Here is a 12239-nt window from a genome sequence, read left to right as displayed (position 1 = left end):
CGCCAGAGGTCACGGACGCCGCCCTGATCGGGATACTCGGGGCCACCTCGCACAGCCGCTTCCTGCCCTGGCTGGCCAGCTTTCGTCATGACGAATCACTGGCAGAACCCGCTCTGCGCGAAGTACGCTGGCTTGTCGGGGACCGGGAAGAACGTCACCGGGGACGGCAGCTGTGGGGCATGCCTCTGGAAGAGGTGGACTGGAAGCGACTGTTCCGGGTCCTGCCCCTCGGATTCCGTGAGCGCATCTGGCCTGCGTGTGGTCACCGGATTGAGGGCACTCCCGTTTCGCTGCATGGAGGTCAGTGGTGCCCTGGCAACTGAACGGTATTCACGGAGCGATTGGTGCCTGCCACCCCGAGGACCTTCTGGCGCCGGAGCTGGGAAGCCAGCCCCTGGTCCCTGACGATCAGGGTCAGTGCCGGATTCCGGGTGTTGAGGCTGAAGGCGTTCATGAGCGGCTGGTTGAGGTGATTGAACCTCTAGTCCTGCCGGACCGGCCGAACTGGGTCATGCTGCCCGCCAGTGAACAGCAACAGCGACTGGCCTGGGAGCAGCGAATCGGTGACCGGGCTGAAATCGGTTTCGGACGCGGCTGGAACGCACTGGCCATGAGCCAGCTCAACCGGCTGGGTACTGCCGGTCGGATGATTGCGGCCCGGATGACCAGCGCGGGTGAGGCGGGGGTGGAAGCCGTCCTGGCTCTCGACTGGACACCTGCGGACAGTGGTCTGGAACTGCTCTTCTCCCGGGTGGATGGACGGCCTGACGGCGGGACGGATCCCGGTGACCTGATCCGCAAGGGCGTGGAAGCCGTTTCCCAGCCCGAAGCCCTGCTGTGCCCGGGGAACGGCAGCGATGGGTACATGGAGCAGCTCATCCCGGCCTTTCCGGGGCTGGGTGACTGGGTTCAGCCCGAGGTCCGCTGGCTCTTTCCCGAAGCCTCGGTGGGTACCCTGGGCGTGGCCGGCAACCTCTTCGGCTGGGCCTGGCTGGCGCAGGGATACCGCCTGGGTGAATTCACGGAGAAGACGGCGATTCTGGCCATGGATGAGGGCGCCCTCGTGGGGCTCTCGATCATGAACCCGGTCGAAGCCTGACTCAGCGCACCGGATTCCGGCTGAACCGGATAACGGAACTGGGAGCACCGAATTCCCGGGCGCTCGCCTCTTCCCAGTAGTGGTCAAAAAGCTCGTACCCGGTGTCGCCATTGAGCAGGGCACCGGGTTCGAGGAACGGGTAAAGGTCCCGATAGGTGCGGAACTCGGTCTGGGAGGTCTGCTGGATGATGTGGTCCGGCCCCAGTTCCGAGGTGTTGCGCAGGCCGGCGGCGCCAATCAGGTTGCCGAGGGCCTGCACCGTGTTCCGGTGGTAGTGGTACACGCGCTCGCTCTTGAGCGGCACGTCCAGCTTATCGCCCCGCCGTGGGTCCTGGGTGGCGACACCGCTGGGGCATCGCCCGGTGTGGCAGCTCAGGGCCTGGATGCAGCCGAGGGCGAACATGTAGCCCCGGCCTGCGTTGCACCAGTCGGCGCCCAGGGCGAGGGTCTTGGCCAGATGGAAGCCGGAGGTGATCTTGCCGGCGGACCCCACGGCAATGACGTCCCGCAGGTTGGTGCCCACCAGGGTGTTGTGGACGAGCAGCAGGGCATCCAGAAGCGGCATGCCCAGCCGGTTGATGAACTCCAGGGGCGCGGCGCCAGTGCCTCCCTCGCCACCGTCGACCACGATGAAATCCGGGTGCCGCCCGGTCTCCAGCATGGCCTTGACGATGGAAAACCATTCCCAGGGATGGCCGATCGCCAGCTTGAAGCCCACGGGCTTGCCGCCGGACAGTTCCCGCAGCCGGTCCAGGAATTCGAGCAGTTCGATGGGTGTGCTGAAGGCCGAGTGGCTGGGCGGCGACACCACGTCCTCGCCCTCGGGAACGCCCCGTGCCTCGGCGATTTCCTGCGTGACCTTGGCGCCGGGAAGGATGCCGCCGTGGCCTGGCTTGGCGCCCTGGGAGAGCTTCACCTCGATCATTTTCACAGCGTCCCGCGTGGCGTTCTCGACGAACAGGCCCTCATCGAAATACCCCTGTTCGTCCCGGCACCCGAAGTAGCCGGAGCCGATTTCCCAGACCAGGTCGCCACCGCCTTCCAGGTGGTAGCGGGAGATCGATCCTTCACCGGTATCGTGATAGAAACCGCCGCGGGCCGCCCCATGGTTCAGGGCCCGTATCGCGTTGGCGGACAGGGAGCCAAAACTCATGGCAGAGATGTTGAAGACGCTGGCTCTGTAGGGCCGGGCGCAGCGGCTGCCGATGGTGATGCGGAAGTCCGAGTTGGCATGGTCCACCGGCGTCAGCGAGTGGTTGATCCATTCGTAGCCGGGGTTATCCATGTCGAGGAGGCTGCCGAAGGGGCGCTTATCGAGCGTGTTCTTGGCGCGCTGGTAGACGATGCGCCGTTGCTCGCGGCTGAACGGGCGGCCCTCGGTGTCCGAGAAGATGAAGTACTGCCGGATCTCCGGGCCAATGGACTCAAAGAAGTAGCGGAAGTGCGCCATTACCGGGTAGTTGCGGCTGACCGTGCGTCTGTGCTGCAGAAGATCCCAGGTGCCCAGCAAGCTGAATGCAAAGGCAGGCAACGCAATGGCCAGCCACCATATGGACAGGCTGCTGAGCGCCAGCGTGATCAGGCTGACCAGGATGCAGGCCACGAAGGCACTGTAGCGTAAGGGGATCAGTGTCCGTTCTGTCATTCGGGATCGCCCCTTGTCGGTACGCGGATGGTTCCTGAGAGTACGACGGTGTCAGAGCCGCCAGACCAGTGAAACAGTACCAAAAGACAGTGGTTCTTTGTTGGTCGCGTCCTGTGAGGTCGTGGTCCGCAGTGAGACCGAGAAATGGATGTCCCGGTTATGCAGGCTCGCGCCGATACCCGCATGGCCGACCAGAGGTTCCTGGTCGTACCGGTACCGACCGGAGCGCTCGTCGAGATAGGAGTAGGGAATCCACTCCCCGAGAACGCCGACAAAAACGGACCACCCGGGGCCGGGGGCGTCCAGGATGCCGGGCATGCCCACTGACGATGACAGCCCGGCGTAGTCGGAAATGAAATTGTCCGGCAGATTGGTGCCAAAGCGCCAGCCCGCACCAATCTGGGCATTGGAGATGAAGTTGCTGGCCTCAGCGCTCACCAGCCAGTTCAGGTCCTGTTGCAGTCCATCTGCCTGACCGGTTTTCAAGGCGCGGCGTGCATGCAGGGCCTGGACGCCGCCAACCCAGTCGGTGCCCAGCTGATTGTCCCAGCCGCGAGGGTTGGTGCTGCCGGTGACACCATGAACCCATTCCTGAGCTTCCTCCGCCATTGAGTCCGGCCCGATAACACCGGCCGATACGCCGTAACCCGTGATGCTGCGGTCATCCCAGCTCCAGAGGGTTACGCTGCCGGAAAGATACCCGGTGTAGGGGATATCATCGTACTGAGGCTCGCGGCGCTCGATATCCTGGGGGGTGAGCATCAGTTGGCGCAGTGACCAGGCGAGGGCGTGGTTGCTTTCCGGCGCGCCCACGCCGGGCAGCGGCGTAAGGGCATCCCGTGTCCGGCCGCTCAGGCACAGACGGCAATCGGGTTTGTTCTCGGCCGCTTCTTCCAGATAGGAAATGCGCAGGCCGTTCGTGTAGCCTTTGTCCTCACCGGTCAGCAGGTCATTGTCCCAGGAAAGACTCAGAGTCCCCCCTGAGGCCGGGCCCGCCAGGAGCATTGCTGTCAGAACCAGAAGGCGCGGCACCTGTCCCAGATGGCATCGGATCGTTAATGTCAGCATGTCGGGTCTATACGTTTCCTTAACAGTGGGCTCATTCTACGCCCGAGCTGCTAGGATTGGATTCGGGGATTCCCGAATAGCCAGTCAAAGGAGGTAATATGACGTTTCACATTGATCTCGCCCCGCTGATTTCGCTGGGTGCCGGGATCGGTATCCTGATCTTCCCGAAGCTTCTCAACTACATCGTGGCGGGTTACCTGATCGCGATGGGAGTTCTTGGCCTCATGGGGCATGGCTTCTGAAGCGTTTCCCGGGGCCGGATCAGTCCCGGACCCGGAAGCGGATCTGTCCGATCATCTGATCCGACCCGGTCCTGACCCGCACATGCCATATCCCTTCCGGATTGGGTGGGAAACGGAGCTTGTGGGTCCAGGCACGGTAGCCCGCCTCACGGCCACCGGTGACCTCCAGCGGTATGCGGTCATAGACGCGGCCGTTGTGTACCCATTCGTGATAGACCGTCTCATGCAGCCCGCGTGGCGCCCGGATTGCGGTATAGGCGTAGAGCCCACGTTCAGCGACCGCCTCGGCAGTGGCCTCCTCCAGTGAGCGTCCCGGCTCCATGTCATCCTGGTCCACCAGATGGGATATGGTGCTTTCGGTCAGCCACAGGGTGGCGGGTGGAACAGCCACGCGGCCGAACCAGGCGGTAGCCACGAGGACCGTGAGAACCACGGCCATACCGACAAGGCGCAGGGCACCCCCAAGCGGCACAGCCTGGGCCAGACTCGGCAATGCCAGAGTCAGGGTGAGCGCGGTGGTGATGATGTAGCTCTCCCAGGTGCTCAGGTGCAGGATGATGGGCAGTGCCGTCAGCAGAATGGTGGACAGCGCCAGGCAGTGATAGGCGAGATAGAGCCAGCGGTGGCGGGTGAGCCAGCCGTGGTAAACCGGGTCAATGATCGAGATCAGGCCGGCGATGCCGATCAGTGCCGTGAACAGGGCCTGAACGCTGTTCCAGGTTGTGGTGATGGCAAAAAACGGGAGAGCGAAGAAGAAGCTCTCCTGGTGGATCAGCTGGGTCGTGAAGCGCACCAGCGGCGGTGGCAGGTCCACGCCCGGGATCAGGCTGATCAGGCGGCGTATCGGGTCTTCCAGAACCAGCCAGACCCAGCCCGCGAGCATCAGTATTGCGATCAGTCCCGCCGTATCCTGTTGTCGATCAACAAGCAGGAAGCTGGCGATGCCCGCTACGAAGCCCAGAAGCGCGAACAGCCAGGGGTGGCGACGTACGTGCACGGCGGCACGCAGGGCTTTCCATTTCCAGTTGACCGGGCCGGGCAGTGGTGTACTCATAGCGAAAGGGACATAGGCTGACCGGCCCGGCAGGTCAAAGACGGTTATTCAACGGTAATGGTAATCGTCTCGGATTTGACCGGCGGCTCATGGGGCGTGTGCGTCTCATCGCCGAGCAGCAGCGTCAGCTCGTGTTCGCCGGGCTCAAGATCCAGTGTGGTCTGGGTCTGGCCACCGCCGAAGTGCCGGTGCTGGTCGTCGGAAGGAATGGGCTCATCCATTGCGGGCATCTCCTCCACGTCCACGAGCAGGTGGTGGTGGCCGGTGTTCTTCCGGTCGACCCCAGAGGGCGCCACACCCATGCCTTCAAGCCCGAAGCGGACGGTTACGGGGGAGCTGACGGTCTCGCCGTCCTGCGGGGAAATGAAATAGGCGGATGCTTCTTCCGGTGCATCGCTGGCCATTGCGGCGGTTGTGCCCAGAGCCAGTGTGATGCCGGCCAGTGTGCGGGTCAGTGCCTTCATGCTGTAACTCCCTGTGTGGATGGGATACCAGCATAAAAAGCCGGGGCGGGCGGCGGCAAGCCACCACGCCCCGGCTGGGAGGGTTATTACCGGATGGTCATCCAGTCCAGGGCGTCGCCCCGATCAGGAAAAGCTCTTCTTCGGCTGGGTGCGGACGTGAGTGGTGTACAGAACCAGGCCAACCAGTGTCAGGCCACCCACCAGGTTGCCCAGAACCGTCGGGATCTCATTCCACATGATGTACTGGTAAAGGGTGAAGTCCGCGCCCATCAGCAGGCCGATCGGGAACAGGAACATGTTCACGACGGAATGCTCGAAACCGAGATAGAAGAAGATGATGATCGGCATCCACATGGCCATGATCTTGCCGGACACGTGAGTGGAAATGCTCGCGCCGACAACGCCCATGGAGACCATCCAGTTACAGAACATGCCGCGCATGAAGAGAACGATCCAGCCGGCAATACCGGCTTCCTGGTAACCCACGGTCCGGCTTTCGCCAACGGCCATGATCTTCTGGCCGACTTCATTGATGGCTTCGGAGCCCCCCATGGAGAAGTTGAGATAGCCGAAAATGGCGATGAAGAGCGCGCCGCCGAGGTTCCCGAGCCCCACAAGGCCCCAGTTCTTCAGCATGCGCGGGAAGGTCACGCCCGGCCGCTTGTCCAGTAGTGCCATGGGCACGAGCGTGAATACCCCCGTGAGCAGGTCGTAGCCCATGAGATAGAGCATGCAGAAGCCCACTGGGAAGAGCAGGGCGCCGACCAGAAAGGAACCGGTCTGCACCGCGATGGTGATGGTGAAGATCACCGCCAGCGCCAGCGTCGCCCCCGCCATGAAGGCACGGATCAGGGTGTCCCGCGTGCCCATGTGGATCTTGGCTTCGCCGGCGTCCACCAGCTTGGTGACGAACTCGTTGGGTTGAAGATAGGACATGTTGGTTCTCCTGTTACCAGCGTTTGAAGGGGAGGAACTTGCCATCCATCGTGATCACGACCCGGTCCCCCTTGGGATCCTCCACGCGGTCCACGTGCATCTTGTAGTCGATTGCACTCATGATCCCGTCGCCGAATTTCTCGTGAATGATGTCCTTCACGCTGTCGCCGTAGATCATGCAGGCTTCATAGATGCGATAGATGAGCGGATCAGTCGGAACGGCTTTGTCCCAGTGCTTGTGGGGGCAGGTTTGCAGGGTCCGTGCCACTTCGTCGCCGAGGCTCAGTGTTGTGCACAGAGCCTTGGCCTGGTCCTCCAGCATGGTGTTCATGCCGTAGCAGCAGGAAGCCGTCCATACGGGCGACATGCCGATGGATTCGGCCAGCTGCCCCCAAGTGTAGCCCTGTTCGTTCTTGGCGGTGAGGATGGTGGCGGTCATGGTTTCATGATTCATAACAGTGCAACTCCTTGAACCAGATTGCTGCATCGATAGTGCATTTGCCCTAAAAGTGGGCGCCTGTTAGCTGACAGCACTCGTACCGTACGAGCTGTCGGTTGCAGACTGAGTAAGCAGTTGCTGTGCCAACCTGTTCTATTTTTTAAGATTCTGATTTGGAAAGATTAATTATGAGTCTGAAGGGGCAGGGAAATTACGAGAAATCGTGAAGAACGATTTCTCGTAGTCATACAACACGATTTCCCGTAGTAGGGGACCTCAATGTTGATGGTTTGTTTGTGGAGAGTAGGGGGGACTTCTAACCAGCCAATCTTTGCTTAAGGAGGGGCGCCGCAGCCCCCGGGCTACCTGATTCAATGGGTAAAGCGGGATCCTTGGCCCATTCGTTCCAGGAGCCAAGGTAAATCCGGAGGTTGCTGAACCCGGCCTGGCGCAGGGCGACAAAGGTGTTGCTCGCCCGCGCGCCCTTGAAGCAGTAGATGACGATGGGGTCGTCCGGGGCAATGCCCCTGGATGCGGCAAGCTCCCGGATGGCCTCAGGCGTCTTGAAGGCGGGGACTTCCCCATCGTCCATGAACTCGTACCACTCAAGCCATACGGCACCGGGAAGCCGGCCCTTGCGGGGAACGAAGTCCTTACCGTAGGGGGAAGAGCTCTCCCCGAGCCATTCATCCTGGTCGCGGTTATCCAGCAGGATCGCGTCACCGTTGGCCAGGATCTCAAGCATGTCATCCCTGGTCGCGAGGAGGTCGCGCTGCGGGTTGAGAGGGAAGGTTGCCGGCGTCACTGTCGGCGCTTCAGACGTCAAAGGCATGCCTGCCTCCTTCCAGGCGCGGAGGCCGCCATCGAGAATACCGGCCGTTGGATACCCAAGGTACTTGAGCAGCCAGTACCCCCGGCAGGAACCGCCGTACTGGGTATTCAGGGCGTCCTCATAGACGATGGCGGTTTTCTGGCCGTCCAGGCCCACGTTGCCGAATAGTTCTGCGAATGTCTGGTGCATTGCGTCCAGCCCGCTGTCCGTGGTCTCCGCCAGGTAGTAGAAAATATCGGACACGTTCACGGCACCCGGGATGTGCTCGGTTTCGTACTTATCGCTGTCGCGGATATCAATCAGCACCGCCTTGCCGGCGCTGGCCAGTGCGTTTGCTTCCTCAACGCTGTAAAGGATCTGCTCGGTCATGGTGATCTCTCCTGTTCCCCGCCCCTTCCTGCCTGGATGGTCGAGGCGTTATCTGAGGATGGCCTGCCTGGCCCTCCTGGATTTGCGGCTATGCCGTCTCCGGTCCGCTGCCGACCGACCGGATGATGCGCTCAAACACCGGGTCCAGTTCACGCCCGATGGCGGCCAGTTCCTGTTCGGGGAAGAGGCCAAGGTTGACGCTTGGCCGTTGCCAGTCGACCCGGACCCGGCCGCTGGCGCTCTCATAGACATGGCCGCGCACGGGTATGGCAATCCCCGCGTCCTCCCGGGCTTCCCACACGCGCGCGGCATAAGCTGGATGGAAAACCTCGAGCACCTGGTGGAAAGGGCTCTCCAGGCCAACGTGGGCGACGTTGGTCGAGGCCGGGATGTGGCACAGAAGGTACATGCCCTCGGTGCTGATGGCCTCTTTGAGTCGTTCAACCGTTTCTTTTGGCGAATAATCGCTGGCAACACGGAACATTGTGTTCGGGCTCCTGACTTATTGACCGCGCATCTGCGCTTCATACTGTTTGGCATCGCGTGTGCGCTTGCCGGACAGGGCGAAACCGGTCAGTCGATCCTCTGATCGGTGTTCCAGGACAATGTCCTGACCATCGGCCTCGCGCTCCACCCACTCGCCGTCCTCCTCGGGCGCCCATACCGCCAGGGGCAATGACGGTGTCTTGATGACGATGGTCCCGGCATTCGCCTGGTAATGTGTCTCATGGCCACAGAGGTTGGCGGCCAGGGCCTGGGCCTGCTCCTGGAGTGGCCGCACATAGGGAAGCAGTTGTCCGTTGTGCTCGGCACAGTCCCCGATCGCGTAAATGTCGGGGATGGAGGTCTGCAGCCGGGAATCAACCTGGATGCCGGTGCCCGTGGCGGCGCCCGCGAGCCTGGCAAGCTCCACGTTGGGAATCAGTCCAAGGGCGCTGAGCACGACATCGCTCTGGACCGTCTCACCGGAGTCCAGCTGGACAGCCAGTAGCCCTTCAGGGGTGGTGCGGACCGATTGCACGGTACAGCCGGTGTGCAGGTTGACGCCCTTTTCCCGGAGCGCCCAGCCGAGGGTGGCGCTCAGTGTCGTCGGGAGCAGCCTTGTCAGGGGATGACTCGCCTGGTCAACCAGATCAACCTGGTGGCCGGCGCTGGACAGGTCGTCGGCAAATTCACAGCCGATGAGGCCAGCGCCCAGGATGAGAATCCTGGAGGGTGCATGCGCATCGGTTTCAGCCCGGAAACGGCGGTAGCTGTGCAGGTCATTGACCTGCATCACCCGGTCGGCGGCATCGCCCGCCAGTGAGGGCCTGGGCTGTCGGGCGCCGGAGGCGAGCACAAGGGCGCCGTAGGGAACACCCCCTCGTGGCGTGATGATGCGCCGGCGTTCTGTGTCGATAGACAACACGCGTGTGCGGGGCATCAGATTGATTCCCAGCTGCTGCGCCCGCTCCGGTCCGGCAACGGTGATCAGGTCATCGGGCTGCCTGTTGCGGGCAGCGGCGGCTGAAAGCTGGGGCTTGGGATAGACATCCGCGTCACAGTGTGAGATCAGTGTCACCGTGCGTGAACTGTCTTCGGCCCGCAGTGCTTCCACAAGATTCCAGCCCGCCATGCCGCCACCGATGACGACAACCTGGTCGGGATCCTGGCCAGGCTGCATTTGGGTCCGGCCAGCAGGCGCCTCCTGGGGCTCGGCGGGCGACTCCAGGAGCACGAAATCCGCCTTGGAGACACCGCAGTCGGGACATTCCCAGTCATCCGGGATGTCCTCGTAACGGGTGCCCGGTGGCAGCCCGCCATCCGGGTCCCCTTCGGCCTCGTCGTAGATGAAGCCACAGACAATGCACAGGTAACGGCGATAGGGCTGGCTCATCGCGATCTCTCCTCAAGCGGCGCCAAGCCGCTCCAGTTCCTTGCGGAGGTGTTTGATTGCAGGGGTGACGATGGCCACGAAATAGGACTCCCGCAGCTTGCGCTGGGCGGGGGCGTCCGCCAGGTAGCCACGGGCGCCGGCATGCAGCATCGCCGCCTGGGAGGCACGAAGCGCAAGCTCTGAGGCGCTGTGGCGCAGCTGCAGCACATCCGCAAACAGGCTGTCGGAATCATCCCCGATGTCACCGGCCAGTGCCTGCGTGGCCATTCGGGCATCCGCCAGGTCCTCAGCCAGGCTTTCGGGCTGCTCGTCGAGATAGCAGTTCACGTGGCCCTGGGTTTCGCGCATGCCCTCCATGATGTCAATGCAGCCCTGCACCAGCCCCAGGCCCATGCCCATCTGCATCAGGACAAGGCCGGAGCGTATGCGCTGCATCAGGGCGGGGACGTTCTCGCTGATGATCTGGCTGTCCGGGATGAAGCAGTCGCGGAAATGACAGGCGTAGGTGCCACTGCCTTCGAGGGCGGTGAACTCGGCGCACTGCTGGAGGCTGAATCCCGGCTGGTCACAGAAGGTCAGGGCCATGACCTTGCGGTCGCTGCCCTCGACCTGAAAGATCGCGGCGAAGGCATGGTCATTGGCAAGGTTGGAAACCCACGGCAGTGTGCCGTTGGCCACATAGCCGCCATCGACACGCCTGAGACGGATCTTGAGAGCCTCGATCGACGCGAAGTGCTTGAGCGCGTTGGACAGGCCGGTTCCACCGAGTTGGCTGCCATCGGCAATGCGGGGCAGCAGCTGATCACGCACGCTGGTGTCATCGGCGTTTTCCAGGTACCACCCCAGGGCGTCTTGGCACCAGACACAGAAGCCGGTCGACATGCATTCGCTGGAGACGGCATCCATAACGCGGACCGCATTACCAAAATGTCCGGGCCCGGACGGACCGCGTGCACCGCCGGATCCCAAGTGCTGGCGATAACCGCCCAGCGCACCAAGCTCGTGCATGAAGCCTGCTGGATAGGTGCCCTGACGATCGATTTCAACGGTCTGGGGCGCCAGCGTGCTCTGAACGAGCGCTTCAACACCGGGTACCGGGTCAGACGGATCTGTCTGGGGCTTGAGTTTTTCCGCGGCAGTCATGGCTTTCTCTCCTAGTCATCGGGGATCCATTCCGGCGCGGCGCGCCGGAACAGGTCCTGGTTACGCCAGGCTTGTCTTGGTCGGCACGGGGTTGCGCATGGTGTTCGCCACCGGCGACCACTTGTCCGACCACTCGATCAGGTCCTGCAGCTCTTCACGTGAACAGTCCGCATCGATATCAAACTCGGCGCGGATCTCGGTGAAACCGAGTCGCTTCTCGCTCGTGTCGCCCACGCCCCAGACGCTACTGATGTTGATATCGCCCTCCAGGTTCGCTTCCAGCTTGTAGAGGGTGATGCCGCGCCAGGTGGCATTGGCGTGAATGCCCACAAGAAGACAGGACGCCAGTGCGGCGAGAGCGGCTTCAGAGGGGTTGGGCGCGTTGTTCTCGCCCAGCAGTGTCGGGGGCTCGTCGATAAGGTGCCCGTCGAGGTCGCGGCAGTAGGTCATCATCCGGAAGACCCCTTCGCATTCCGTGTGTGACTTCAGAGTGTTGACCTTTTCCGGGTCCATCTGGGCTTTGGCACCCAGGGACTTGAGTCCTTCAAGGTCGATAGGGCGAAGCGGTGTCTTGGCATTCTGAGCTGCGGCTTCAGACATGTGTTGTCTCCTTATTTGCTGCTTTTTTAGAGCGACGGTTTGTCCGTCTGCATTCAAAGGGGGAGGAGCAGATTGCATGCCAGTGTTGTGAGGATGTTCTCTCAGCCCCTGAGGTGCGGGCCTTTCAGGGGAACCGGCAAGGTAGGGGAGGGCCTTTTTGGAGTCGGTTTTCTGGTTTTACAGAGAAGACAATGTAGACATTGTCGTGTTTGTTTATTCCCTGCTTAGGGCTTCGGATGCCTTTGATTCCAGCAGTGTGGCGGGTTGTCCGGGTTGGTCTGGCTCTTGCAGGAGCAGGACGAAAGAGCTCTCGGACAGCGCCCGGTGGCTCACGTGAATGCAACATCGAGCAACCATGCAACGCGGGAAATCAATTATGGGTGCATCTATACAGATCAATGGCATAACACATCAGTTCTCCCCGAAAGGGGAGGTGGTGCTTCAGGACCTGATGATGGATATCGGCGCGGGG

The 12239-nt window shown here is 62.1% G+C and carries 14 protein-coding genes; 3 read left to right on the top strand and 11 right to left on the bottom strand.

The genetic code is table 11. From position 1 onward, the window contains the following. Together QZ501_RS12775 and QZ501_RS12770 are read left to right on the top strand one after the other, a co-directional pair. On the top strand, window positions 1-323 hold a 323-nt coding region (locus QZ501_RS12775; RefSeq protein ID WP_295719985.1), incomplete at its 5' end, for a hypothetical protein. Beyond that, window positions 308-1099 (top strand): hypothetical protein, encoded by a 792-nt coding sequence (locus QZ501_RS12770; RefSeq protein ID WP_295719983.1) that lies wholly within the window; start codon window positions 308-310, stop codon window positions 1097-1099. The genes QZ501_RS12775 and QZ501_RS12770, both read left to right, overlap by 16 nt. A 1-nt stretch (window position 1100) precedes the next feature. Here the strand turns inward: QZ501_RS12770 and QZ501_RS12765 are convergent, their stop codons facing one another. Then, window positions 1101-2744 (bottom strand): FMN-binding glutamate synthase family protein, encoded by a 1644-nt coding sequence (locus QZ501_RS12765; protein ID WP_295719980.1) that lies wholly within the window; start codon window positions 2742-2744, stop codon window positions 1101-1103. Window positions 2745-2795: 51 nt separating this feature from the next. Next, on the bottom strand, window positions 2796-3812 hold the full coding sequence (locus QZ501_RS12760; RefSeq protein ID WP_295719978.1) for a lipid A deacylase LpxR family protein: 1017 nt from the start codon (window positions 3810-3812) through the stop codon (window positions 2796-2798). Between the two features lie 98 nt (window positions 3813-3910). Between QZ501_RS12760 and QZ501_RS12755 the strand changes: the two genes are divergently transcribed. Then, a complete protein-coding gene (locus tag QZ501_RS12755; protein ID WP_095616256.1) occupies window positions 3911-4054 on the top strand; it encodes a DUF3096 domain-containing protein in 144 nt (47 codons plus the stop codon). Window positions 4055-4073: 19 nt separating this feature from the next. Here the strand turns inward: QZ501_RS12755 and QZ501_RS12750 are convergent, their stop codons facing one another. From QZ501_RS12750 to QZ501_RS12710, 9 genes are all read right to left on the bottom strand, one after another. Continuing rightward, the gene (locus QZ501_RS12750) at window positions 4074-5108 is read right to left on the bottom strand and encodes a DUF5924 family protein (protein WP_295719976.1); all 1035 of its coding nucleotides are present in this window, start codon (window positions 5106-5108) and stop codon (window positions 4074-4076) included. Window positions 5109-5152: 44 nt separating this feature from the next. Beyond that, window positions 5153-5572, bottom strand: coding sequence for a DUF4399 domain-containing protein (locus tag QZ501_RS12745; RefSeq protein ID WP_160898262.1), 420 nt, complete (start codon window positions 5570-5572; stop codon window positions 5153-5155). Between the two features lie 123 nt (window positions 5573-5695). Next, complete coding sequence (locus tag QZ501_RS12740) at window positions 5696-6508, bottom strand: formate/nitrite transporter family protein (RefSeq protein ID WP_160898263.1); 813 nt, start codon at window positions 6506-6508, stop codon at window positions 5696-5698. Window positions 6509-6521: 13 nt separating this feature from the next. Beyond that, the gene (gene cynS / locus QZ501_RS12735) at window positions 6522-6962 is read right to left on the bottom strand and encodes a cyanase (RefSeq protein ID WP_160898264.1); all 441 of its coding nucleotides are present in this window, start codon (window positions 6960-6962) and stop codon (window positions 6522-6524) included. Between the two features lie 301 nt (window positions 6963-7263). After that, window positions 7264-8148, bottom strand: coding sequence for a sulfurtransferase (locus tag QZ501_RS12730; RefSeq protein ID WP_295719972.1), 885 nt, complete (start codon window positions 8146-8148; stop codon window positions 7264-7266). Between the two features lie 88 nt (window positions 8149-8236). Continuing rightward, window positions 8237-8632: a DUF302 domain-containing protein gene (locus tag QZ501_RS12725; protein WP_295719970.1), complete on the bottom strand. Its 396-nt coding sequence runs from the start codon at window positions 8630-8632 to the stop codon at window positions 8237-8239. Window positions 8633-8650: 18 nt separating this feature from the next. Further along, window positions 8651-10024: an FAD-dependent oxidoreductase gene (locus QZ501_RS12720; RefSeq protein WP_295719967.1), complete on the bottom strand. Its 1374-nt coding sequence runs from the start codon at window positions 10022-10024 to the stop codon at window positions 8651-8653. A 12-nt stretch (window positions 10025-10036) separates the two neighbouring features. Beyond that, window positions 10037-11167 carry an acyl-CoA dehydrogenase family protein gene (locus QZ501_RS12715; RefSeq protein WP_160898268.1) on the bottom strand — a complete coding sequence of 377 codons (1131 nt, stop codon included), beginning with the start codon at window positions 11165-11167 and terminating at the stop codon, window positions 10037-10039. 60 nt (window positions 11168-11227) lie between these two features. Then, window positions 11228-11767: an OsmC family protein gene (locus QZ501_RS12710; RefSeq protein ID WP_160898269.1), complete on the bottom strand. Its 540-nt coding sequence runs from the start codon at window positions 11765-11767 to the stop codon at window positions 11228-11230. Window positions 11768-12239 lie beyond the last annotated feature (472 nt).

The organism is uncultured Halovibrio sp. (assembly GCF_913056445.1).
Lineage (GTDB): Bacteria > Pseudomonadota > Gammaproteobacteria > Pseudomonadales > Oleiphilaceae > Halospina > Halospina utahensis_B.
This window is presented reverse-complemented; position numbering and strand designations above follow the sequence as displayed.